Annotated in this window: 20 protein-coding genes; 16 read left to right on the forward strand and 4 right to left on the reverse strand. The window is 42.0% G+C overall.

All coding sequences use genetic code 11. The features are described 5' to 3' along the window. Positions 1-76: 76 nt before the first annotated feature. From MED121_RS02940 to MED121_RS24370, 8 genes are all read left to right on the forward strand, one after another. Positions 77-2062 (forward strand): (Fe-S)-binding protein, encoded by a 1986-nt coding sequence (locus tag MED121_RS02940; protein ID WP_009832108.1) that lies wholly within the window; start codon positions 77-79, stop codon positions 2060-2062. Next, complete coding sequence (locus tag MED121_RS02945; RefSeq protein ID WP_009832109.1) at positions 2062-3288, forward strand: electron transfer flavoprotein subunit alpha/FixB family protein; 1227 nt, start codon at positions 2062-2064, stop codon at positions 3286-3288. Before MED121_RS02940 ends, MED121_RS02945 begins: the two co-directional genes overlap by 1 nt. Next, positions 3278-4054 carry a hypothetical protein gene (locus tag MED121_RS02950; RefSeq protein ID WP_009832110.1) on the forward strand — a complete coding sequence of 259 codons (777 nt, stop codon included), beginning with the start codon at positions 3278-3280 and terminating at the stop codon, positions 4052-4054. The genes MED121_RS02945 and MED121_RS02950 overlap by 11 nt, the downstream gene beginning before the upstream one ends. Positions 4055-4470: 416 nt before the next feature. Then, positions 4471-5985: an ABC transporter substrate-binding protein gene (locus MED121_RS02955; RefSeq protein ID WP_009832111.1), complete on the forward strand. Its 1515-nt coding sequence runs from the start codon at positions 4471-4473 to the stop codon at positions 5983-5985. 36 nt (positions 5986-6021) lie between these two features. Continuing rightward, the gene (locus MED121_RS02960; protein WP_009832112.1) at positions 6022-6984 is read left to right on the forward strand and encodes an ABC transporter permease; all 963 of its coding nucleotides are present in this window, start codon (positions 6022-6024) and stop codon (positions 6982-6984) included. A 53-nt stretch (positions 6985-7037) separates the two neighbouring features. Beyond that, positions 7038-7787 (forward strand): ABC transporter permease, encoded by a 750-nt coding sequence (locus tag MED121_RS02965; protein ID WP_165474605.1) that lies wholly within the window; start codon positions 7038-7040, stop codon positions 7785-7787. Then, complete coding sequence (locus tag MED121_RS02970) at positions 7787-9175, forward strand: ATP-binding cassette domain-containing protein (protein ID WP_009832114.1); 1389 nt, start codon at positions 7787-7789, stop codon at positions 9173-9175. The genes MED121_RS02965 and MED121_RS02970 overlap by 1 nt, the downstream gene beginning before the upstream one ends. Positions 9176-9346: 171 nt before the next feature. Continuing rightward, positions 9347-9499 carry a hypothetical protein gene (locus MED121_RS24370; protein ID WP_009832115.1) on the forward strand — a complete coding sequence of 51 codons (153 nt, stop codon included), beginning with the start codon at positions 9347-9349 and terminating at the stop codon, positions 9497-9499. On the opposite strand, the gene MED121_RS02975 is transcribed toward MED121_RS24370, so the two are convergent. Then, on the reverse strand, positions 9491-10105 hold the full coding sequence (locus MED121_RS02975; RefSeq protein WP_009832116.1) for a Fic family protein: 615 nt from the start codon (positions 10103-10105) through the stop codon (positions 9491-9493). The two genes, MED121_RS24370 and MED121_RS02975, sit on opposite strands and share 9 nt — an antisense overlap. Before the next feature lie 481 nt (positions 10106-10586). Between MED121_RS02975 and MED121_RS02985 the strand changes: the two genes are divergently transcribed. Then, complete coding sequence (locus MED121_RS02985; protein ID WP_009832118.1) at positions 10587-11321, forward strand: hypothetical protein; 735 nt, start codon at positions 10587-10589, stop codon at positions 11319-11321. Positions 11322-11423: 102 nt separating this feature from the next. Here the strand turns inward: MED121_RS02985 and MED121_RS02990 are convergent, their stop codons facing one another. Further along, entirely contained in the window at positions 11424-11852 is a 429-nt protein-coding gene (locus MED121_RS02990) for a MarR family transcriptional regulator (RefSeq protein ID WP_036179215.1), read from the reverse strand. Between the two features lie 122 nt (positions 11853-11974). Here MED121_RS02990 and MED121_RS02995 point away from each other — a divergent pair, with 122 nt between their 5' ends. From MED121_RS02995 to MED121_RS03005, 3 genes are all read left to right on the forward strand, one after another. Next, positions 11975-12421 (forward strand): DUF2798 domain-containing protein, encoded by a 447-nt coding sequence (locus MED121_RS02995; protein WP_009832120.1) that lies wholly within the window; start codon positions 11975-11977, stop codon positions 12419-12421. Positions 12422-12522: 101 nt separating this feature from the next. Then, positions 12523-13329 carry an AraC family transcriptional regulator gene (locus MED121_RS03000; RefSeq protein WP_009832121.1) on the forward strand — a complete coding sequence of 269 codons (807 nt, stop codon included), beginning with the start codon at positions 12523-12525 and terminating at the stop codon, positions 13327-13329. A gap of 140 nt (positions 13330-13469) precedes the next feature. Then, complete coding sequence (locus MED121_RS03005; protein ID WP_009832122.1) at positions 13470-14096, forward strand: LysE family translocator; 627 nt, start codon at positions 13470-13472, stop codon at positions 14094-14096. Between the two features lie 94 nt (positions 14097-14190). Here the strand turns inward: MED121_RS03005 and MED121_RS03010 are convergent, their stop codons facing one another. Then, positions 14191-15024, reverse strand: coding sequence for an SPOR domain-containing protein (locus MED121_RS03010; RefSeq protein WP_009832123.1), 834 nt, complete (start codon positions 15022-15024; stop codon positions 14191-14193). A gap of 121 nt (positions 15025-15145) precedes the next feature. After that, the gene (locus tag MED121_RS03015) at positions 15146-15562 is read right to left on the reverse strand and encodes a YqaA family protein (RefSeq protein WP_009832124.1); all 417 of its coding nucleotides are present in this window, start codon (positions 15560-15562) and stop codon (positions 15146-15148) included. 283 nt (positions 15563-15845) lie between these two features. Here MED121_RS03015 and MED121_RS03020 point away from each other — a divergent pair, with 283 nt between their 5' ends. The 4 genes from MED121_RS03020 (at position 15846) to glgX (ending at position 25801) form a co-directional block, all read left to right on the forward strand. Further along, positions 15846-17480, forward strand: a complete 1635-nt coding sequence (locus MED121_RS03020) for a methyl-accepting chemotaxis protein (RefSeq protein WP_036178603.1) — start codon at positions 15846-15848, stop codon at positions 17478-17480. A 750-nt stretch (positions 17481-18230) separates the two neighbouring features. Further along, entirely contained in the window at positions 18231-21353 is a 3123-nt protein-coding gene (locus tag MED121_RS03025; RefSeq protein ID WP_009832126.1) for a glycoside hydrolase family 15 protein, read from the forward strand. Positions 21354-21489: 136 nt separating this feature from the next. Next, complete coding sequence (gene glgB, locus MED121_RS03030) at positions 21490-23661, forward strand: 1,4-alpha-glucan branching protein GlgB (RefSeq protein WP_009832127.1); 2172 nt, start codon at positions 21490-21492, stop codon at positions 23659-23661. A gap of 100 nt (positions 23662-23761) precedes the next feature. Then, on the forward strand, positions 23762-25801 hold the full coding sequence (glgX, locus tag MED121_RS03035; protein WP_009832128.1) for a glycogen debranching protein GlgX: 2040 nt from the start codon (positions 23762-23764) through the stop codon (positions 25799-25801).

Consider the following 25801-nt stretch of genomic DNA (forward strand, 5'->3'; position numbering starts at 1 on the left):
TCAGCCTAAGAGAAGTTTTAACACAGCTAAATTGAGCCTGCTTTTAAGGCTCTTTTCTTTAGATGGATGAGTTAGCATGCTAAATTCGCTATTACCTTCATTACTACCTTTCTTGGTTGTCTTAACCCTAAGTTTATGGGTGATTGGCGCCATTCGTCGCGTTAATATGTGGCGTCAGGGACAAGACAATCCGGTTGCTTTTTTCCCTGCGATCAAAGCCATTATTCCCCGTTACCTTAATGACCTTCACCATGTGGTGGAGCGTGATAAATACATAAGTAATACCCATGTTGCCACCGCTGGCGGCTTTGTTTTATCCATGGTGCTGATTATTCTTGTGTATGTCTTTGGTCTTGCACCAGAGATTTTAGGCAAGCTTTTACTCGCTTCCCTTGCGATGATGTTTGTCGGTGCGTGTTTTGTTGCTAAACGTCGTATTAATCCTCCAAGCCGCTTATCTAAAGGGCCTTGGATGCGTTTACCTAAAAGCCTGATTAGCTTTTCTCTAAGCTTTTTCATTCTAACCTTACCTGCTTCCGGTGTGATTTCTGCGGATGCTTTTGGTTGGGTGCTTGTTGTGATCCTTTCAGCCTTTAGCTTTATGGGATTAACTGAAATGCTATTTGGTATGACTTGGGGCGGTCCGATGAAGCACGCCTTTGCCGGTGCGCTGCATTTAGGGTTTCACCCACGCCAAGACAGATTCAACGGTGGTCGTTCCACAGGCCTTAAAGCCTTAGACCTGAATCGCCCTATGGTCGATAAAGACGCCAAACTCGGTGTTGAAATGCCTGCTGACTTTAAATGGAACCAGTTATTAGGCTTTGATGCCTGCGTGCAATGCGGTCGCTGCGAATCTATGTGCCCTGCTTTTGCAGCAGGTCAGCCGCTAAATCCGAAAAAAGTCATTCAAGATATTGTGATCGGCATGAGCCATGCGCAGGATGCCACCACAGAAGCGAACTACTATGGTTCTCCTTATCCAGAAAACCAAGGAGTTGAAGTTAAAGATCATAAAGGGAATATGCACCAGCCTATCGTCAATGGTCTGATCGAACCTGAAACACTTTGGTCTTGTACTACTTGTCGCGCTTGCGTTGAAGAATGCCCTATGTTCATCGAGCATGTGGACGCCATTGTTGATATGCGCCGCTTCTTAACCTTAGAAAAAGGTCAAACACCTGGACAAGGTTCACAGGTTATCGACAACTTGATTGCCACAGATAACCCGAATGGTTATAACCCAACCCATAGAATGAACTGGGCGGCTGACCAAAACCTACCGCTAATGAAAGACGTTAAACGTACACAAGTTTTATTATGGATGGGTGATGCCGCCTTTGATATGCGTGGTCAACGTACATTAAGAGCCGTCGTGAAATTATTACGCTCTGCTAATGTTGAGTTTGCTGTATTGGGCAATGAAGAGAAAGATTCAGGTGATTTAGCCCGCCGTTTAGGCGATGAAGCCACTTTCCAGCGTCTTGCTAATGCCAATATTGCCACATTACGTCAATATCACTTTGATATGATAGTCACAGCCGACCCGCACTCTTTCCATGTTATTGGCAATGAGTATGGTGAGTTAGGTGGTCAATATAAAGTCTTGCACCATACCACCTTTATGAACGAACTAAGCGAGTCTGGTCGTCTACACTTAAAGGATGATTTACGTGGCAAAGTGACCTACCACGACCCCTGTTACCTTGGCCGTTATAATGGCGAATTTGAAGCACCAAGATCATTGCTTAAATCCATGGGTGCAGATTTCGTTGAGATGGAGCGAAGCAATTTCCGTTCACGTTGCTGTGGCGGTGGTGGCGCAGCCCCTATTACCGATATTCCAGGTGAAAAACGTATCCCAGATATGCGTATCGATGATGCGAATGCTACAGGCGCTGAGATTGTCGCGGTTGCCTGTCCTCAATGCGCACTTATGCTAGAAGGTGTCGTAACACCTAGGCCAGAAGTGAAAGACATTGCTGAGTTATTAGTCGAACAGTTGGTTGTTATGCAAGAACCTGCTGAATCTAATAAACCAGCCCCAGCGGAGGTTCAATAATGGCGAATCAAGTAAAACGTGTTGATCCGCATATAGAGCGAATCAAGCGTAACCGTTTACATCCAAGGCATTTGGAGCTAACCGCGACGGCTATCTCCATGGGCCCTAACGGTGTCATCAGAAAGGACCCTCATAAGATCGGTTTTATGGGACCAAACGGTATCAAACGTATTGACCGTGCTAACTTGAATCAGGCCTCTGGCAGCTCTGTTAACCAGATGCAAATTGAAGAGCAAAAACCGAAACATATTATCGAATCACCCACACGTTATATCGTGGTATTACCAGACCTTGCCGCTGGGCGTTTATCATCACACGATAAAGATGTATTGGGTTATGCCCATAGTCTCGCGAATGAAAATACAGCGGTTATTGCCATTGCGTTTGGTGAGCACAAAGAAACAGGTTGGCAAGATGCTGGAGTAGATCGTTTATTAGAATTAAATGACGATATTTACCAAGGTTTCTCGCCAGAAGCCCGTATTCAAGCTCTGGTACAAATTGAGCAATCTCTTGATGTTGCCCATTTCTTATTCCCAGATTCCATTGATGGTGGTGCAGATCTAGGCCGTCGTTTTGCGGCTGAACTGGACTCTCGCCCTGTGACTCATGGCTGGAAGCCATTAGAAGACAGCATTATTTGTCGTGCTTCTGCTGGCACCCAAGATCTTACCAAAACATTAAGCAAAGTTATGTTGCTTGATGCCGAGGTCGCTGATCCGATTGACGAAACACAACATGCTGCCAGCACTCTGGATGAGCTTGAATTAGCTGTTTCTGCTAAAGCCTTAATTAATGACCTTGGCATGTTAGCGGTTAACCCTGCTGATATTAGCCTTTCTGTTGCACCATTTATTCTCTCTGGTGGTAATGGTATTCGTGATTGGGATACCTTCCATCAAGCAGCAAGCGTCTTGGGGGCAACCGAAGGCGCAAGCCGTGTAGCAGTAGATGATGGCTTTATGCCAAGACATCGCCAAGTGGGGGCATCGGGTATTTGGGTGAGTGCTCGAGTCTATATTGCCGTGGGGATTTCAGGTGCGGTACAGCATCTCCAAGGTATCTCTCAAGTCGATAAGGTCATTGCCATTAATACCAATACCAAGTGTGACATGATCAAACGAGCTGATTTGAGCATCATTGCTGACAGTACCGATATTCTTAACGCCCTAGTTGAACTAGTGCAAGCCCAAGAAATTAGCGAGGGAGAATCACATGCCGCTTAGTCAACTAACGACACATACGCTTCTCTCTTTAGGTAAACACCCGCTGTCTGGTCGAACACGTCGTGCAGAACAAGATGCTAAAGCTTTTGAACTCGCCGCTAAACTAGGACAATGCTTAGGTTTACATGCGGGTAACTACCAAGATGCTGATGCGCTTAAATCTTTTGCTGGCATGTCTATTGCCCCTGTTTGCATCCTTGAGATAGAACAGAGCGCTGATCCGGTGGCTGCCCTTAGTGCTTATTTCAAACAAACTAAGAGCGATATCATTCTGACAGGTAGCCAAGCTGAAAGAGGCGAAAGCTCAGGCATGCTGCCCTACTTACTCGCAAAGTCATTGGATCTACCTGTGATTAACCAAGTTTGTGAAGTGGAGCAAACAGAAGCAGGACTAAACATTACTCAGGCTTTACCAAGAGGGGCAAGACGCGCAATAAGTGTTAAACCACCTTGCATACTCATCATAGATGAGAGCGCACCTGAAGCCAGACAAACCGCCTATGGTGCAGCTATGCGTGCCGAAGTGGGTAAACTACAAGGTTATAACGAAACCGATACCGACGCGGCGAGCTTTAACTTTGAGGATGCCAGTAAAAAACCTAAGCGTATGAAGAAGATCAAAGCAAAAACCGCTGCCGATCGCTTTAAAGCCGCAACCGTGTCTCAAGCTAAAGGCGGCCAGGTAATAGAGCCTAAGACTAGCCAAGAAGGGGCTGAAGCGATTTTGAAACTGTTAAAAGAAGAAGGCTTAGTCAAAACAAATTAAAGTTTTAGCTCATTTTTCATAGATAAAAAAGCTAACGTTTAAACTGACCCCCAATAGTTGGACTATCCAATTATTGGGGGTCTTTTTATGTCAAAAAATAACCAATAGAGTAAGGCTTAAGTTGCGAACATCGCTCTAAGTCTCAGGCATTATATTCACATATTGAAACGCGAGAAGTTCTATTAGCAAACTCCTTAACTAAAAAATCCAATTTGGTTAGGTGAGCTCATATTGGTAATTTTAAGCCATTCAAAACGTTTTGATCACAAGCTTTCATGTAGCAAACCTCCCTCTAGCCTCCCTCATAATTACATACTAATACAGAAATAATTATTACAGATTATCTTGCTATGTTATATCATAACATTTTATAAATAATTACATTTCCCTTCGTTGATCCAAGAGCAAACACCTCTATGAAATATTTAAAGAAATCCTTGATCATGGCCGCCTTGGCAGGCGCTGCTTTGTCCCTACAGGCACAAACCATTACCATCACTTCCCCATGGGAGCTTAAATCCAAGGATCCAACCGTTGGCGGTTATGCATTCACACGTATGGGAATAACGGAAACATTAGTTAGCATCAATAAAGCAGGAGGACTGAAGCCTCAACTTGCTACTGACTGGTCTGTCAGTGATGATAAAAAAGTGTGGACTTTTACTTTACGCAACAATGTCACTTTCAGTGATGGTGAAGCCCTTACTGCGGATGCGGTAATCCATTCCCTAGAAGTAGCTAAAGAGAAACCGGGCCCTTTGAAAGGCGTGCCAATTCTTTCTATGCAGAGCAAGAATAACTCTGTCGTCTTTACCTTAGAAAAACCTTATACCTTGCTGCCCGCAGCATTAGGACACCATACTACGATGATTTTATCACCTAAAGCGTATGACAAGGATGGTGATGTCAATCAGGTGGTTGGTACAGGTCCATTTAATGTTAAAGAGTTCACTCCGCCACAGCGTTTGAGTATTGTTAAAAAAGACGATTATTGGGGAGAAAAAGCCAGTATTGATGAAATTGAATACATTGCGGCATCTCGTAGCGTAACTCGTGCATTGATGGCTGAAAGCAAGCCTTCCATTATCGCATACAGCCTTGATGCAGCCAGCATTAGCCGTTTGAAGCACAATCCGAAACTCGATGTGATGAGTATCATGTTGCCACGTGTTATCACCATAAAAGTAAACCATAAACACCCCTTCATGCAGGATATAAACGTTCGTCAAGCCATGAGCCAAGCCATCAACCGAAATGGTATTGCGGCTTCTTTGCTTCGTTCACCTGAAATCAAAACGACGCAACTGTTACCACCAAGCCTTTCTCAGTGGCACAACACAGATTTAGAACCCTTCCAATACAACGCTGATAACGCCAAAGCCTTGTTAGAAAAAGCCGGTTTTACCTTTAATGGTGAAGGCTATGCTGAAAAAGACGGCAAAGTTTTCGAAATCACAATGAGAACCTATTCTGATCGACCTGAACTGCCATTAATCGCTAATGCGATCCAAGATCAATTCAAAAAGATTGGTATTAAAATGGACATTTCTATCGGCAGCTATACAGAAGTACCAGGTGGCCACCAAGACGGTACGTTAGAAGTCGCGTTAATGTCACGTAACTACGCTACCGTACAATCACCACTTAACAACATCGCCAGCGATTTTGGCCGTGGTGGCGCTGATTGGGGTGCAATGAACTGGGAAAATGAAGCGGTTGCCAAAGCATTGGACGCGCTTAAATTAGATAATACCGATGATGCAGCCGATGCTAACCGCGCCTTGGTAACCCGCGCTATTCAAGAAGAACTGCCTGTCATTCCTGTCATTTGGTATAAGCAATCTGTTGTTGTTTCGAAAAACTTAAAAGGTGTTTCTCTTGATCCTTTTGATACAACCTATCGCTTAAATGAAATTGAGTTAGTGAAATAACGCCCATTTAGACTAAAGGAAAAGACTGAATACAGTATGAAAAGACAAACTGTTAACACTCTACTCAACATTCTGGCTTGGCGTTCCATCCAAGCTGTTTTTGTCGCACTTTTCGTCGGCATTGTGTGCTTTTTTGCAGCACAAGGCCTAGGTGGAAACATGGCTTATCGCATTGCAGGTGGGCGCTATGGCATCGATTTGATGGATTCGAGCACGGCAGAAAGCGTTGCACGTGAATTAGGGCTAGACCGCAGTTTATGGGTTCGATTGGTTGAATGGTTAGGCGACAGTCTAACCTTCAACTTCGGTAACTCATTAGTTAGTGGCTCCCCTGTCATTGAAGAAGTTGGGCACACTTTGGGCCATTCATTAACACTTGCCGGTGCGAGTATTGTGTTATCGGTTTTTATTGCCGTACCTTTGGGCGTCTTGGCAGCAAAACACCCGAACTCTTGGTTCGACAAGACCCTGTTATTTTGTAGCGTGTCATTAAAATCCGTACCGAATTTTGTGATTGGTATTTTATTAGTCATGTTGTTTGCAGTGCAGATGAGACTGCTGCCTGCTGCCGGACATGGTGATTTTTCCTACTTAATTTTACCTACTTTGACACTGGCGTTAGGGCTTGCTGCCGTCTCTGTGCAAGTAGTGAGGGATAGCACACTAGGTGTCCGTAACTCGACATACTTTTTGTTTTCGCGCATTAAAGGCTTATCGGATGCGCAAACATTCCAACGTCATGGGTGGCGTAATTTGCTCGTCCCGGTCGTGGCTTTTTTAGGCATTCAGTTTATTACGATTGTTGAAGGCGTTGTGGTGATTGAAACCTTATTTGCATGGCCTGGCATAGGTCACAGTTTAGTGCATGCCATCTTTGCCAGGGATATTCCAATCGTACAAGGTGCTGCGGTAGCAATGGGACTCATTTTTGTCGCCATGAATGCATTAGTCGATATCGTTGTACTCCTGCTCGATCCACGTGAAGGAGGTAAGTCATAATGAATATCATCACCTCTTTTAGCCTACTTTCTTTCAAGCAAAGAATAGGACTTTTGTTATTCATAGTTCCTTGTGTTTTTGCCTTACTAGCGCCATTACTTGTTGCAGGTAGCCCACACGATCAATCTTTGATGAATACGCTCCAAGCGCCAAGTGCTGAACACTGGTTTGGTACTGACCATCTGGGACGTGACATGTGGTTACGTTTGGCTGCTGCGCTGCAAGTGTCTCTTGGTATCTCCGTAGTGAGTACCTTGTTTGCTACTGGGTTCGGCACGCTAATGGGTGTCCTTTCGGCGCAGTACCCAAAAACAGCCGATAAGGTTTTAAATTTAATTTCTAATTTATTTTTGGCTGTTCCTGGACTGTTATTTATATTGCTGTTCGCAACAATTGCACCGGGGAAATTATGGCCACTCTTTTTGGGTGTCTCTTTGATTGCCAGCATCGAGATGTATCGAGTCGTGCGAGCGCAATCCATGATTATCGCTAACCGTGATGCTGTCGCCGCCTCTCAATTATTGGGGTTCACACCATGGTATTTATTACAAAGACACTACTTCCCTGAGCTGCGTCCGATTATCTTACGTTTGGCGGCCTTTACCTTGGCAACTACCGTTTTATCCGTCGCATCTCTTGGTTTTATTAACATTGGTGTAAAACCGCCCCGTGCAGAATTAGGCCTCATGATGATAGAGCTCATGCCTTATTACTACGAAGCACCCTGGATCATACTACAGCCAATAATTACTTTATTTATATTAGTCCTAGGTTTAAATCTGATGATTGGGAAGAAAAAATAATGCTCGTTGTAAAGAATCTAAGCGTTAAGACGCTTGATGGGAACATGATCGTTAACCCAGTATCATTTGAATTAGTTGCAGGGCAAGCGCTGACCATTGTCGGCGAAACCGGTTCAGGCAAAACCTTATTGGCTCAAGCCATCGCCAATAATCTACCTGAAGGCCTAATCGCAGAGGGTGAGATTTACTTACACGATCAAGCCATTCACACCCTATCTGCTGACGACCGGAATGCCTTATGGGGGAAAACCATCTGTGTTCTCCCACAGGAGCCGACACGCTCGTTAGACCCTACTATGCATGCGATCAAGCAGGTTAAAGAAGGCTATCAGATAGTTAAAGGTTTAAACGCGAGTGACGCAACCGCTCAAGCCTCCCATGATTTTGAAAGCGTTAAACTGCCCCATGCCACACATAAATACCCATTTGAGTTATCTGGCGGTATGGCACAAAGGGTTGCGTTTTTAGCATCACGTTCAGGCGGAGCAACCTTCACTGTTGCTGATGAGCCAACCAAAGGGTTGGACGCTAATCGTCGTGATGATATCGCCAAGCAATTGCGCTCACTCATTGAAAAAAATGAAGGTGTCTTTACGATCACCCATGACATTGACGTTGCCCATCAGCTTGGTGGGCGCGTGATGATTATGCGTAAAGGCGACGTCATAGAAGTGGGAGAGAGCCAGCAGGTTCTCAGCCACCCTGCTCATCCCTATACGCAAGAGCTTATTGATGCCGATCCACGTCGCTGGCCAAAAAGGGAAGCGAAAAGCAACAAGGGTCCATCCATAGTAAATGCGAAAAACCTCAGTAAAAGCCGAGGTGGAAAAGCACTTTTCAGCGATGTATCACTTAGCTTACACCCGGGGCAAATTATTGGTGTCAGTGGCGACAGTGGCTGTGGAAAAAGCACACTGGGAGATATGTTATTAGGCCTACTACCAAGCGACAGCGGTACAATCGAGTGGGCACATAAAAATAACGAGAAACATAAAGCACAAAAACTCTTTCAGGATCCAACGGATGTGTTTTCTGCTCATGTTCCTTTAAGAACCAGCTTCAATGATCTGATGAAAAAATATCACATAGGCCAAGATAAGCTAACAGGGTTACTTGCCGAATTGCGACTGGATGAAGGGCTGATTGACCGTAATCCTGATCAAGTCTCAGGTGGTGAGTTACAACGCTTAGCAATTGTCCGCGTGATGTTACTCGATCCCACATTTATTTTTGCTGATGAGCCTACTTCACGTCTTGATATGTTAACTCAAAAAGCTGTTATTGAAGCGCTAGTCAATGTGGTGAAACACAGGGACGTCGCCATTATGATGGTGAGCCATGATAAGGCCTTACTAAGCAGTGTTTGTGATGAGTTGATTACCTTGTAACTATGCTGACGCTTTAGTTGAAGCTATGAGTATAAAAAAACCAGCCTCGGCTGGTTTTTTATGTTTTTAGCCCCCTATTTTCAAGTTAAATAGGGGGTTTTACTAGATTGAAAAAAGCACTTAGATGATATAGCATTAAGTGTATTAATTTTCTTATATCAGGAGAGAAAAATGAGGAAAGAAAAGAAAAAAATCACTCAGGAAATGATATACAGAGCCGTTGCCAGCTCTACTGCGATAGAGACTGGTCAATCGATAAAAATAATTGAAGAAAAAATAAAAGCAAACAGAAAAAAGTATAGCAGCTTACATTTATCAGTTTAAAATATCTCTAACTAACCTTTCCATGTGCTGGTAATCCTTGGCAACACCAGCTTGAATAGAGCGAATATAAAAAGCTTTATTTTCATCCCAAAGGCTATAATCTAATAGCCCAACGCCAGCTTTATTAGACATAAAATCCAACAGTAGTCTACTTATGCGTCCATTACCTTCTCGAAAAGGATGAATTAGAATAAACTCTATATGACTGCGAGCTAAATAAGAAACGAGCTCTTCATGATCCAAATTAGGTAAGTGTTGTATTTTTGAAAGAAAGTCCCTCTCAAATATAATCAAGTTTCGTTCAATATGTTGGGGCGTAGCAAACCTGAAGCCACCTTTACTCATATCAACCTGTCTAATTTTTCCTGCCCATTGATAAATATTACCTAGCCATTGTCTATGCCAGGTTGCAATATCTAGAAAAGAAAAGGAAGTTAGCTCTGTATTTTCAATTCGAAAAACCTTTTCATACAGCTTTGTTAATAGAATTGCCTCTATATCATCCATTTCTTCTAATGAGGTAATACCTAAGTCATTCAGCAAAACCAAATCATTTGAGCCTTTTTGAAACTGAGTTTCTGAAGAATCTACTTCATATCTGTTCATGAACAATTCCCCCTCCTTTGGAAGCAAAATTTAAATAGATATTATCAAAATTAAGTATTATCTATAACAAGACTTGCAAAAAAATCAAAAACCCATTACTTGCAAATATATAATTTAGACCCATTATGATACTCATTAGAAAATTTGTCGAAACACAATATTGTGTCTCTCAGTGGTGGCCTCTTGAGACTGATGATGACAGGCTATATTTTTGTAACTTTTTCACCAGATAATTTTTGGTTGAATTTTTTAATTGCAGAATTAATCAGTTTTTTATCTGATCAACTTAAGGAGGGTATGCTTATGATTATTAAGGTTTTAAGAGAAGCTAAGTCATATGTATATAAACTAGGATATGTCATTCAATATCAAGGGTTTCACCACCCTTACAGGTTTAACCTGCTGAAGATCTGGTGTAACTCCAGTGAAAAGGATTAGAGAGAAAAAGTTCATTACCACCTAATATTTACAGGAGTAATCAATGAATAAAGATCAACTTACTAAATGGCAAAAATGGATAGGAGATGGAAGTATAAATGGATCAATACTCCATGAAGCAAGTAACATTTCTCTTGTAAGAAGAGTACATTCGGAATTAAGAGACATGGTCAACAATAATGAAAAGCTTCAAAAGCCCAGTGCCTTCTATTCTGTTTCAAGTATCACCTATGGACAAACGCTTCTTATGTTTATCCGCAGACATGTGAAGCTAGGAGGAAGAGACAGTAGAGGCTTAATAGACCTTCTTACAAAAATCAAAGGTGCCTCTGATCAATTTACCGAAAGTGATTATATAGATTTATTTACTCAGCAAGTTAACTCTTCAGAAGAAGCTTATATCAGAGCTGCAAAAAGAGATTTTAGCGAAAACTTCTCTGAAAATACGCCAAATACGCCAAATACGCCAAATACGCCAAATACGCCAAATACGCCAAATACGCTTTCTATTAATATTATTAAAGAAGACATTAAAACCTTAGAAAATATAAATCAAAGTTGCGAAAACTTTATTGACAAAAGACTTGCCCATCTAGATAAACAAGAAATAGATCATTTACCTACCGTAAAAGAAATAGAAGAATGGTGTGATGCTATCTTAACCATAATAAAAAAGTATAAGTTACTTTTATCTGCATCCGAGTACCAGTTTGAAGTGACACTATCGCATGATTGGAAAGAAATATTCCGAACAAAATGGATTGACGATCAACTATAAATTTTAGTCTCAAAAAATTCTTGGCTCTTCTGATTGCAGCTTCCAGCGTTAAACAAGAGGTCATCACCAACCTGAAAGGCCTAGATTGGCTGGTTTTTTAATTTAGCTCTTCTGTAAATTCTCAACCATTTGCCTTGAAAGTTGATCAAACTGATCAAGTTGTTCTTGCGACATTCCCTGATGCATCTTCTCAATTATGCTTTCTTCGATGCTCAATACCTTGTTCAAGGTAGCCCGCCCATGCTCAGTTAATACAATCAATTGGCTGCGCTTATCATTTGGGTTCGGCTCTTTACGAACCAGTTCCTTATCAATTAACTCTTTGATAAGGCGGGTAATTTGCGCTTTATCTCTATCTAACCCTTCAGCAATATCAACCGCAGTACAGCTTTCTAAACGATTCACACAAAATAAAGATTTGATATGCATAGGAACAATATCAATGCCTTGGTCTCTTAACGCCCTTAACACCATAGATTTAAATTTATGGGCAAGCACCATAAAAGGGTTTGGCATCTTTAATTCTGACATAAGCATTCCAAAGTAGTTGACATTATCAATCATATTTCCTAGGATGCGCCCCAATCTAGTTGATATTGTCAACCATATTCAGAGAGCACTTTAAAATCTCACTAATGAGAGGAAATACAATTATGCCTAAGTTATTGAAAAAGATCGCCATTGTAGCATCAATCATAGTTACTCTAGTGGGTAGCCTGACCTTCGTTATGACCTATCAAAATATTGGTTTCACCGATAATTTTGTCCGCCAATGGCTATCGTCATTAGCCCTAGCCGCACTTATCATGGCTCCCATTGGCTTCTTACTCATGACCTTAGTAAGCCGTTTTGTTAAAAAGTGCTTACCCAATACTAGCGACCTGAAACGCAATTTTGTCGTTGGTTTTAGTATGGCTGTCATAATGGAAAGCGTCATGGCACTCGTAACAACCTTAAATAACCTAGGTATGGCAAATGCGGCTGAATTCGCTCAAAACTGGTTTGGCGCTTTCACTATGGCACTACCTTTAGGTATTTTCATTGCCTTGATGATGACCCTTTTCATCAAACCTAGACTAGAAAGATACATGGCAAGCTAGTGAGGTTTTCACCGCTCAATTTTATCCTATACGGCTTTACCAGTTCCAAGGCTATAATCTCTTTAAATAGAGGTCATTTAAGTTACTGAGAAAATGAAAACATGAGCATGGAAACATCAAAAATTTGGAGAAGCGATACGTTTAAAGGCGTCGAGCTTCTCTCTGCTCGCTACAACAAATTTGAGTTTTCAAAGCATTGGCATGATGAACTAGCCATTGGCATGATTGAAGATGGTGCTGAGGGCTTATATTATCGTGGCCAAAACTTAGTCATTCCCAAAAGACATATCGTCGCGATTAATCCAGGCGAAGTACATACTGGCTTCTCAGGTTCAAAGCAAGGTTGGCAGTACCGTATGTTCTACTTTAATTTAGCGGAGCTTGCCTCTCAATTTTCACAGCGGGACTTGCCTATTGACCCTATTATTGATTCCCCAAAGATCTATGATGAAGCACTCTTTGATAGCTTACGACAGCTGCATATATCCTTAGAGGAGCCTGCTTTCCTGTTAAGTAAAGAGTCTTTATTTGTATTGGCGCTTGATAAACTTTTCACTCAGTATGGCTCAGCGAAAGAACAGGCTTATCAAGGGATATCAAAAGCGGCAAGCTATAGGGCACGTGATTATATTCATGATAATTTTGACACTAACCCATCATTAACTGAGCTAGAAGCCGTCACGAATTGCTCAAAGTTTCAATTGATCAAACACTTTAAAACCCTGTTTGGCATCACGCCACACCAATACTTAATTCTCATCAAGCTGCAAAAAGCTAAGGAGCTCCTTGCGGTGGGTTCAACGTGTGTAGATGCCTCGCTTGCTTGCGGTTTTTATGATCAAAGCCACTTCACACGCAATTTTAAAAAGGCCTTTGGCATTTCTCCCTCCAACTATCAGCATGTCTAATTCTCAGACTCTCTGATACACAGTATTTCTCATTTTCAACCTTTCAAGTTATCAGTTAGGGCAAACCTCAAGAGTCAATTTCATACAAGAAGACTAAAACCCTATCCCCTAAAATTTGCCTTCTTTATTAGGAGGGTTTTATGAGTTTATTTTTAATTTGGTTAGGGGTGATGTTCCCCTTAGTGTTTAGTCCGGGACCTGCCAACATAGTATTTGCAGCATCAGGTGCAAGTGTTGGAGTGAAACGATCCATCCCATTAATCGCGGGTGTCGATACAGTTTTTTTAGTGAAGTCCATCATCATAGGCTTTGGGCTAGGCGAAGTATTAAAGTCTCAGCCTGAACTGATGAACACTATGCAATTATTAGGCGCTTTTTACTTATTCTATTTAGCTTATAAATTTATTCAGAGCAGCACGTCTAAGCTTGATAAAAAATCACAGTCACTTGGTTTTATTGATGGGTTAATAGTACAAGCATTAAACTCTAAAGGCTGGTTAATGGTCTTTTTAATGTTCACGCTATTTTCTGATCAAGTCCAACAAGAATTTGGACGCCAAGGCATCATGCTGCTGATTATCTGGCTCGCCATCTTAAACATTTCTATCCATTTTCTTTGGGTTTCCATTGGCGATTTATTGTCAAAAATATCGCGTAGCCCTACCTATGAAATGGTACTGAATTACCTTTATGCCGCTAGCTTAGCCCTGGTTAGTGCTTGGCTACTGATTGAAAATCCTATGCTCATAACACTCTTTAATCATTAATCAAATAACAGATATTAATCACTAATCAAATAACAGACATTAAAAAAGGACCTCTCGGTCCTTTTTTAATGTCATGGCTTCTTAGCTAGTTTGCTTAGAAGGGTTCGCCATAATAATCACTAACAAGACAATCCTGATGACTTAATACCAATTGTTTACAGGTATCAACGGCGATTTTCTTATCATAATAAGGGCCAACTTTAAGACGGTAGTATTGCTTACCTTTCACTGTTGCCATTTCAATCACTGGCTCTTTACCTGCTAATAAGGTTCTAAATTTAGTCGAAATAGGAGACCAAGCCCTATTGGCACTCGCTTCTGTGCGATGCGACACTAACTGTAAACCATACTCGCCCGGTGTTTTCTTACGCGCAGAAGATGCAGCGTCTTTCATGAACTCAGCACGCACATAGTTATCATTAGGTGATGTTTCCTTAGGTGCTTTTCTTGCCATGGCATCTTCGGCTTGTGCTTCTTCCATTAGGCTCATTTCAAGATCTGTCATCATCAGATCTTCGGCATCAATTTTATTCATTTTTGCCACCACAGGATCTTCACGTAAAGGTGCGACCTTGGCTTTAATTTTGTCAGCAGTCATTTCTTGTGTCATGGACATACTTTCAGCCGCTTCAGGCTTAGCCATACTACTGCCAGCCATGCTTGCATTTTCAGACTGCAGTTCTGCAATCTCAGCTTCTAATTCAGCAACCTTAGCTTCCAGCTTAAGTGCATCATCAATTTTTGGCCTCATAGTTTCCCATTCGGCAAGCTGTTGAGCCATTTGTTGCTCAACCGTCACGGTTTGAGTTTCAACGACACTGCCTGCTGGCGCAAACATAGAGCAGCCTTGTATAGCCGCAACCACGGCTGCAAGAGCAGAAAATTTGGCTAGTTTTTGAGTCGAGGTAGCAGCAAATTCTAGTTTCACGTCAATTCCTTAGCGTATCAGCGTTCAATTCTTAATCATGATTCTAGCGGTAATAAATTTTAACGTCATTAAAAAAAACCACTCTAATGAGAATAAATCTTGATCAAACACGAATTTAAGCTTACGTCAGCAAAAATAACAGCATGCCATAGCGTAAGGATTTACCAAGAAACACCAAAATCAGGAAATAACTAAAATGCACTCGCATCAAGCCCGCCACAAAACAAAGCGGGTCTCCAACAATCGGCAGCCAAGCAAATAACAGACTCACTTTACCGTATTTATTAAAGTGATTTTGGGCTTTTACTAATTGAGCTTGGGAGACGGGAAACCACTTTTTCTGCTGAAAGTGTTCAAGGTAACAACCTAACCACCAATTAACACAAGAACCTAAAGTATTAAACACACTCGCCACTACAGCTAAAACAATAATAGATAACCCCTCGTCTTGGGCATATAGGAGCAATAAGGCTTCAGAGCCCATTGGTAACAAGGTGGCGCTTAAAAAAGCAGTCAGTGCTAGGTATAAATATTCCATAGTGTTAAGCAGTAAATTAAGACCGCGCCATACTAGCATCTCTAATAAATAAAGAACTTAGTTAACATATCAGATATAAGATTTTTTTATGTAACTGCCATTTCATTTCACAAAATCACTAGTTAATAAGAGAAGGCGTTTAGCTTGATTCATATCAAATCTTGGCTCAAACATACCAGTAAGCTTGTGGTTAGAAATAAGAATTACTTATAGGTGATTCACTTTTTAACCTAGAAATATGTTCGCTAGTTTCTCTAGTGCAACAGAACAAGTAGGAAGAAACATGCTTAATGCTCTCAATGATATTCAAATACGATACAAGTTATGGGCCATCATAGGCCTCATGTCGATCGGCACCTCTGCCTTGATCGCTGTTTCTCTTTTTTCCTTATATATGACCCAGTTTCAAGATCGACAAGATAGAACCAAAGACTTGGTTGAAGTGGCTCACAGCACTTTAAATTATTACTATCAAACGGCGATGAAAAATGGCACAGATCCAGAGCTTGCTAAACAAGCTGCCTTTGAAACCATTCGCGCTTTACGCTATGAAGAAGTTGAGTACTTTTGGATCAATGATATGAACTCAACCATGTTAATGCATCCGATTAACTCAGCCCTTGAAGGGAAGGATATGAGCCAATTTAAAGATGCAAATGGCGTCATGGTCTTTCAGGAGTTTTTAAAGGTGATCAAAAAAGAGGGAGCAGGTTTTGTTGATTATATGTGGCCCAAGGCGGGCGAAACAGAGCCTACAGCCAAGAATGCGTATGTTAAAGAGTTTAAACCTTGGCATCTGATTATTGGCACTGGGGTCTATCTGGACACCCTTCATCATCACTTTTTTAATAACTTAGCCCGCTTTGGCATCGCGGTTTTATTACTCACCTTTTTGATAGGTGGCACTGCACTCTTCATTATTTATTTAGTCACTTCACGTGTTATTACCCTCAAAAACATCATGTTGGGCGTGGCTGAATCAGGTGATCTTACCCGTCGAGTAGATTTTAGTGGTAAAGATGAACTGGGCATCATGGCCTCATCCTTTAACCAAATGATGGGCACTTTCCAACAAATCGTTGATAAAGTAGGCAGTTCAAGTTCCCAGCTAGATCATATCGTCATTGAATCCAACCAGATCAGTGATAAGACAACCCAAGGGGTTGAAACCCAATTAAAAGAAACTGAGCATACCGCCAGCGCCATGTTACAAATGGCAGCTAGCGCACAACAAGCGAACGATATTTCAGACATTGCCAATAACAAGGCCCAAGAAGTACAGCAACAATCCAAGCAAGGGTTGGCCATTATCACCAGATCAAATGACAAGATAAAAGGCTTGGCTGAAAATGTTGCCCATGCCACGAGTGAAATCCATCAACTTAGAAAAAATGTGATGGAAATTGAAACTGTCCTTGATGTCATTGGTCAGGTCTCAGACCAAACCAATCTTTTAGCCCTTAATGCCGCCATTGAAGCCGCTAGAGCTGGCGAACAAGGTCGAGGTTTTGCCGTCGTGGCTGATGAAGTCAGGCAGCTAGCCCAACGTTCACAAGGCTCAGCAGTGCAAATTCAAGACATGATAGAAAGCTTAAGAAATCAAACCTTATCTACCGTTGATGTCATGGAAAAAGCTCAAACACTGGCTCAAGAAGGGGCAGAACAAGCGATACAAGCAGGTGATAGTTTTTCAGAAATTACTCAAGGTATTAAGGAAATTTCCCATTTAAACCAGCAAATCACCTTAGCCTCAAATGAGCAAACTCAAGTCGCCGAAGCCATTAGTTGCAATATCACCAATATCAATGGCGTTACCGAAGAAACCTCACAAGATAATAAAAATATGGGAGAGAACATTCTTGAACTAAAAGAGTGCGCGAATCAGTTACGCACCTTAATTTCTGAGTTTTCAACCTAACTAAGCGTAAAATAAATGAGTCGTCTCTGGGCTGTATTAGCATTATTCTAGCTAATACAGCTCGATTTCTTAGGCTTGTCTTAGGTTTACCCTTAGATTCCCCCCTACGCATTGATGTTATTGCCCTTTCCTAATCAGCTTGTCATAAATATTGCATAACAGATAGAAGCGAAGAACATCAAGAAGTTAGCCTGGTGTTTAAGGAACCTGCGAATAAGTCCTCCCGCCTCAGCGTGTGGATAAAAGCAACTAGATTTATGGCGAGGGGCGCAACTTAATAGTTATTCTATTGATAAGGTCCTCAACCTAAAGATAGGGCTTTTAGACCACGCCCTTCGGGTCTTTGAAGAATACCTAAGCGGCATTTCAGAAAAAATGTCACTCTTGGTTGTCCCTTATTGAACGGTACCTACAATGGCTTTCTATTAATAAACGCAAAGTGCCGCCTTGTTTGACTCTTTTTCTGATAAGACTGAGAAGAGGTGACTTATTCGCAGGTTCCTGAAGCTATTTTGGCAGCACTTTAGCGCATTTTATCAACTTAACAATCTTATCCTTTACCCAAGTTTGTGGGCACAGGTATAGTTGATTACACAAGAATAACGATTAAATACGCTTTCAACATATTTTTGAAACACCTTTAGCCTATAAATAGCATGTTGAGGAACAAGTAGTTAGTTCACAAATAGCACTTTAAGTTCGGCGATTTACTAACCTTTAACGTTATTCTCAAATCAAAGGAAATTATTAATGACGTCTGTAATACCTGATAAACTCGAATCACTTTACCAACATATCAATCAGGTTATTTTATCAAGGCAACATCCGGTCACCGGACTGTTTCCAGCCAGTACGAGTATTAATAACCATGGTAACTACACGGACGCTTGGGTAAGGGATAATGTCTATAGCATACAAGCTATTTGGGCCCTTTACCTTGCCAATAAGCGCAATGGCAATCCACAAAAGCGTGCCTACGAATTAGAACATTCATGTATCAAAATGATGCGTGGTTTACTGTCAGCCATGATGCGTCAAACTCGCAAGGTAGAAGCCTTTAAACACAGCCTCGACCCAGCCGATGCTCTACATGCAAAATATGACACTAAAACGGGTCTAGAAGCCGTTGCGGATGATGCTTGGGGCCACTTGCAAATTGACGCCACCAGCTTCTATTTATTAATGCTGGCACAAATGACAAAAGCGGGCTCTAAAATCATTTTCTCCAAAGATGAAGTCAATTTTGTTCAGAATCTTATTTATTATATTTCCAGAACCTATCGCACGCCTGATTACGGTATTTGGGAACGCGGTAATAAGGTCAATAATGGCAAGGCAGAGATTAACGCCAGTTCTGTGGGCATGGCGAAAGCCGCCATGGAAGCCTTGGATGGACTCAACTTATTTGGCGATGATGGCCCTAAGTGGGCTGAGATTCATTCTTTTGCTGATGCGGTTGCCAGAGCCTCATCCGTGCTTGCCTCCCTATTACCTAAAGAATCCCGTTCAAAAGAAGTGGATAGCGCCTTATTAAGCATTATTAGCTTCCCTGCTTTTGCCGTGAGAGATATCAAGCTTGCCCGTAAAACCCGTCATGAGATCATTGATAAATTAGGCGGAGAATATGGATGTAAACGCTTCTTACTTGATGGTCACCAAGTAGCCCTTGAGGACCAAAACCGTATTTATTATGAATATGATGAACTGATTAACTTTGAGCATATCGAATCCGAGTGGCCACTCTTCTTCACCTATTTATACATTGATCGCCTGTTCGCACGAGACTGGGAAAGCGCCAACCATTATCGCCGTAAGCTAGAAAGCTTGATGATAGAAAAAGATGGCCAAATGCTGCTACCTGAGCTCTATTATGTGCCTTTTGATAAGGTACAAGCTGAAAAAGAAAAACCAGGTTCTCAGACCCGTGTGGCGAATGACAACTTGCCGTTAGTATGGGCTCAAAGTCTTTATCTAGTAGGAAAAATGCTAGATGAAGAATTAATCACCACCAGAGATTTAGACCCCATAGGGCTGCACCCAAGACAACACCAAAAGCTACCCGTTAAAACATCCATGGTCATTTTGGCGCAAACGCAAGCCACTAAGGCTCGCTTGATTGAAGCGGGTGTTTTATGTCAAACCTTAGATGAAATTGCTCCTTTAAAGGTCATGAGCTGTGACCAACTCGTTGACACCTATCGTCACTTAGGGGCATCCCATACACTGGGGTTAAGTGGTCGTCCTTCAAGGGCGCTGAACAGCATGGCAACCTCTCAGCTCTTTTGCATCAATGAGCAAAACTACCTCTGCTTGTCTTGGATTCAAAATGAAGATAAAGATTATCGTAAGCTAGATCCAGACCTCATTAAAGATTACATCTGCAATGAGTTAGACAGCATTAATGAACACTGGTACTACCCGGGTAACGCGGTTTTCACCCTCTTTATTGATGATGCCGTTACCGGCATGAAACATAGCAAGCAATTGTTTGAGTTTTTACGCCAATTGCAAAACCATGAAGTAGAAAATTATGAGGTCTTCCCTCAGTCTGCCAAAAATGCCTTTAAGTCTGGTATACGTCGAAGCATTAACTTAGAAGGCCCAAGCTCCCATGCTTTGGGCGCCAAGCTCAGCTTACATAAAGCCCCTTGGCCTGTGACGCAGGATGGCAATGAATTTCCTTCCATGTCCTTGCTTCTTAAATCCAACGATGAGCTACTGTTGCTGCTTAACCAGAAGCCAAACATGACCTTGGCAGTAGATTGTTTATTAGAGCTGCACAAACGCCAAGCACTGGCTCAAACCATGCCTTTTAGCTCTCCTGCAATTACCGCATATAAGGTATTGGACTCGGTTTATACCCAAGCCCTATTACATGAAAACTGGAGCGCAGCGAGACAACTCTTTGCCATTGTTATGCAACCCACCATAGATCTTGCGACTTATATCGCCGACATTACAGTGCGACAGCGCCAACTCATTTTAGGAGAAGCCCACAAGGCAGAAATACACATACGTAAACCATTGCATCAAAATGAAATTTTTGAATTGCTCGATCATATTTCGCCAAGCCCTATTGCTAAAGTGATTTATCATGAGCTCATTTCTATTGCAGGTGTACTGATTCGGGCCAAGCCTGATTATTTTAATGGTGTACGTACCATACGCCTGCACCATTTCGCCCTACTTTGTGCCAAACAAGCGGGCATGGATGAGGGAGAAGATGTATTTTTAACCTTGGCTCAACTTTCACCTCATCAGCTTTATCGCATTTTTGAGCGAGTATTAGACCAAAGACATCAAGCCCATAATAAAGGCATGTCTGGCTTATCCTATGGTAAAAGCTTCCCTTCTGAGAATATCGAAAATGATGCTGATATGAGTGACTTGGATTGGTTTGATTGGCGCTTAGAACAAGGCATGATCACCAAGTTACCCGAAAGCTTTTTAAATAAAATTTGGTCCGGTCTGAAACACTCAGAACGGATTATTTTTGGCGATAAACAAAGTAATACCGTATTGGATTGCCAACTTACCCTGAAATCCATGACGGCGGGGGAAGACACCTTTACCCTGTTAATTGAAAGTCTCACCTATGACATTCATCCAAGCTGGTATAAAAGCCTCATATTTGAAGCCTTAAATGCCTATTTGCTGTATTGCGAAGCCCACCCAGATTGTTATTTTGCCGATGAAGTTAATTTACCCCTTATCGTTAGCCATTGTGTAGAAGAGTTTGTGCGCCAAAATAGCCATCATGATTATGATTTAGCCGAAGAGGAAAACGCAGCCTTAATTGAGTTTGCACAGTTAGCCCCGAGTAGGGTTTGCCAATATTTATTAGTTTCTGTGGCGACTCTACAAGCCAAGTGAATAACTGTTTCTCTTAGCATAAAGCCGCTTAGCGCTATCAAATAAGCGGCTTAAGAAAACTAAGAGCAAACAAAATAAAGCTGGCTAGACGTAAAAGCATAAGCACTAAAACAGGCTTAATTGATTGGAGAACGAAATGGATTTACTAGATGACTTGCAACAAGCCCGCTGCGCAGACCCTTTTGCCTGCCTAGGGCTTCATTCCTTAGCGAATAAAAAAGGCCTGAGTTTAACCGTTTGGCAACCAGGTGCCATTGGCATTGAGGTCTTGGCACTAAATGAAGATACCTTGCTAGGAACCATGGTCAGTAACCAAAATAATGGCCTTTTCTCCATTCATTGGCCAACGCTTACCGAGCGCTTTAACTATCGTCTTAAGATCCAATACCATGATCATGAATTAGTTAGATTAGACCCTTACCAGTTTGCCGATACCACCTTTAATGATGTGCCACACCATAGTGCAACCTTGTACCTCAATCAGGGTGCGAACCCTGCGTCTTGCCAAATCAATGACACGCTCAAGATTGATGGTACTCGCTTTTGTGTTTATGCCCCAGCAGCTCGCTCAATTAGTGTGGTAGGTGATTTTAATGCTTGGGATGGACGCGCTCACCCTATGGCAAGTAGTGGCGAAGGCTTATGGCGACTCTTTATTCCAGATGTGGGAACAGGGCAAAAATACAAATTTGAAATCCGTGATAAACACGGAGAACTCATCCCTCATAAAACCGACCCTTATGCCAGATTAATAGAGCAATATCCGTCCTTTTCCAGTGTCACTTGGGATAACCAAAACTACCTTTGGCAAGACGATGGCTGGATGGATCAAGAGCAGCCAGATCACTACAATACTGCCATGAGCATCTATGAGGTTCATCTTGGCTCTTGGCGCAAAAAGCATGGTCAATCCTTAAGTTTTCAAGAGCATGCTGAAGAATTAGTGCAATATGTGAAAGACATGGCCTATACCCATGTGGAGTTATTACCGGTTTCTGAGCACCCTTTTGATGGCTCCTGGGGCTATCAACCTGTGGGCTTATATGCGGTAACATCACGCTTTGGCAACCCGGATGACTTTAAATATTTAGTCGATCAATTCCACCAAGCAGGAATAGGTGTGATTGTCGATTGGGTGCCTGCGCATTTTCCGGCGGACAGCCATGGGCTTGCCAATTTTGACGGGGATAAACAATACGAGTACCCAGACCCTAGAAAAGGCTTCCACCCTGAATGGCAGTCCCTAATTTATGATTTTGGTAAAGAGCATGTGGTCAACTATCTGATCAGTAATGCGGTTTACTGGCTAGAAGAGTTCCATATTGATGGCTTACGAGTCGATGCGGTTGCCTCTATGCTATATCTGGATTACTCCCGTGAAGAAGGCGAATGGATACCCAATGTTGATGGGGGTAATCATAACTATGAAGCCATTAGTTTTTTACGCCGCTTAAATGAAACCATCTACTTAAACCATCCTCGTTGCTTTACCGTTGCCGAAGAATCAACCGCCTTTGCCGGTGTTTCAAAGCCTACCTATTTAGACGGTTTGGGATTTGGCTTTAAATGGAATATGGGCTGGATGAATGATTCTCTTCAATACATTGCTAAAGACCCAATCCATCGTCAATATCACCATGGAGAAATGACCTTCTCCCTAGCCTATGCCTTTGATGAACAGTTTGTATTGCCTTTGTCACATGATGAAGTGGTCCATGGTAAAGGCTCTATGTTAGGCAAGATGCCTGGAGATACTTGGCAACAGTTCGCTAACCTCAGAGCCTTTACCGCTTATATGTATTTTCATCCGGGTAAAAAGCTTAATTTTATGGGTAACGAATTTGCCCAGGGACGAGAATGGAACCACGAATCAAGCTTAGATTGGCACCTCTTAGAGATAGATTATCACCAGGCTCAGCAGACGCTTTGCCGTGACTTAAATCGTCTATATCAAGGTGAGCCTGCCTTACAATATGATCATAACTACCAAGGCTTTGAGTGGATTAGTTATGATGACAGTGGCAACAGTATTTTAAGCTTTATTCGAAAAGCAAAAGACACAGATGAGCTCATTGTCGTCTTGGTAAACTTTACGCCCACTGCACACCCTGAATACCGCATTGGGGTTCCGGTTGAGGGGGAATACGAGGTGATTTTTAATTCAGACGATGCTAACTATAAAGGCAGTGATTATGCCCTTAATCAGCAGATCAAGAGTCAAGATATTGAAAGTCATGGCAAAGCATATAGCCTAAGTGTGCAAGTGCCGCCTTTGGCAAGCATAGCGCTTAAATTAAGAAACTATTAGCTTAAAACGCGTTATTTTAAACATACTAACCTCCCCTTGTTAGCTAGCTAACAAGGGCTAAACTTCAAGCTATTCATACAGACGACAGGTTAAACACCAGATGCCAGCGCAAACCGCTTTTGTTCAAACACAAGGTGCACCCTTTCCTTTAGGCGCAACACTCACAGAGCAAGGGGTGAACTTTGCCGTTTATTCCAAACACGCCAAACAAGTTCTACTCTGCCTATTTGATGAAGCTGAAATGCAAGAAGAGCAGATCGCCTTAAACCAAAAAAGCCAAGGTATCTGGCATGGTGAAATTAAGGGAATCAAGCTAGGACAGCGCTATGCTTATCGTGTCAAAGGCCACTTTAACCCTGAAGAAGGGCACCTTTATAATACTCAAAAATTATTAATCGACCCTTATGCTAAGCAACTTAGCGACAAGCTTCACTGGCATCCTGATCAAAATACCTTGACGCAAGATAAGCAAATCAACACATCAGATTCAGCCCATTGTGTACCTAAGTCTATCGTTCTTAGCAAAGATCAAAAGGCTCTGCATCCTCTATTAAACCCAGTAAAAGCGGAAAGTCGTTGTCTGTACGAACTTCATGTTAAAGGATTCACCCAACAACTTAATATTGCTGACAGACTTAAAGGCAAATACCTAGGTTTAATCGAACCTGAAAGTTTGGCCCACCTTAAAAGCTTAGGTGTCACTAGCTTGCAAATTCTGCCTTGTTTTGCCTTTGCCAGTGAAATGCGATTAAAACAACTGGGATTGAAAAATTTTTGGGGCTATAACCCAATAAACTTTTTTACACCTGACTTTGAATACGCACTTGAAGACCCAGTAGCCGAATTCAAACTCATGGTAGAGGGCTTACATAAAGCAGGTTTCGAGGTGATTCTCGATGTGGTCTATAACCACACATATGAGGGTGAACGCCACCAAGCTTGCATCAGTTTTAAGGGCATAGATAACAAAAGCTACTATCGTTCAGAACAGGGTGAATACCTAAATTTCACAGGTTGTGGCAACTGCTTTGATACTTATCAACCAATTAGTATTCGCCTGATTATGGACAGCATGCGCTATTGGTTAGAGATCATGGGCGTGGATGGATTTCGCTTTGACCTTGGGGTCGATCTAGGTCGCACCCAACATGACTTCGACATCAATGCGCCTTTACTCAATGCCATGTTACAAGATCCGATTATTTCAAATGCCTGCTTAATTACTGAGCCATGGGACATAGGGCCAAACGGCTATCAACTCGGTCAGTTCCCCCAGGCTTTTTTAGAATGTAATGATAAATACAGAGACAATATCAAACGTTTTTGGCGTGGAGACAAAGCCCAAGTACAAGAGTTTGCTACACGCATTATGGGCTCTCGAGACACCTTCCATAAGGGCCATAAAAGTGCCCTACAATCGATTAACTATGTGAGCTATCACGATGGCTTTACATTACATGATCTGGTGAGTTACCAAGAGCGCCATAATCTGGCAAATAAGGAAGACAACAAAGATGGTCATGGGGAAAACATTAGCCAAAACTTCGGCCACGAGGGAGAAACAATCGATGAAGAGATTAATCTGCAACGGCTCAACCAACAAAGCTGTTTGATCGCCACTCTCCTTTTAAGCCAAGGTACGCCTCACATTTTAGCAGGCGATGAACTCTCCAATACGCAAATGGGCAATAACAACGCTTATTGCCAAGATAATGAAATTGCTTGGTTAGACTGGACGACATCAGCCAAGCGAACCTTATTAGAAAACCAAATCAGCCAGCTTCTCGCCTTAAGAAAACAGCACCCTATCTTGGCCGAATGTCGACTAGAAGATGATGAACTGTTTAACCATAACATTAAAGACAAGGTCATTTGGCTCAATGAAAACAATGAGCCAATGTCGCATGAAGATTGGCATTTAAAAGACCGAGATTTTATCTCACTGATTCTTGAAAGGTGCAACGACACTGGCAGTTTAGACAGGCTCTGGTTAGGTTTTTACCGTGGTAATAACCCCTTGAGTATCCCTGTTACCCCATTTGCCACAGATACTAAGCTCTTGTTCTCAACCCAAGGTGTCAGCCTAACAAAAGATACTCTCGATTGTGCTTATGCCAGTGTCTTTCTTATCCAGATCTAA

It is taken from the genome of Marinomonas sp. MED121 (assembly GCF_000153025.1).
GTDB lineage: Bacteria > Pseudomonadota > Gammaproteobacteria > Pseudomonadales > Marinomonadaceae > Marinomonas.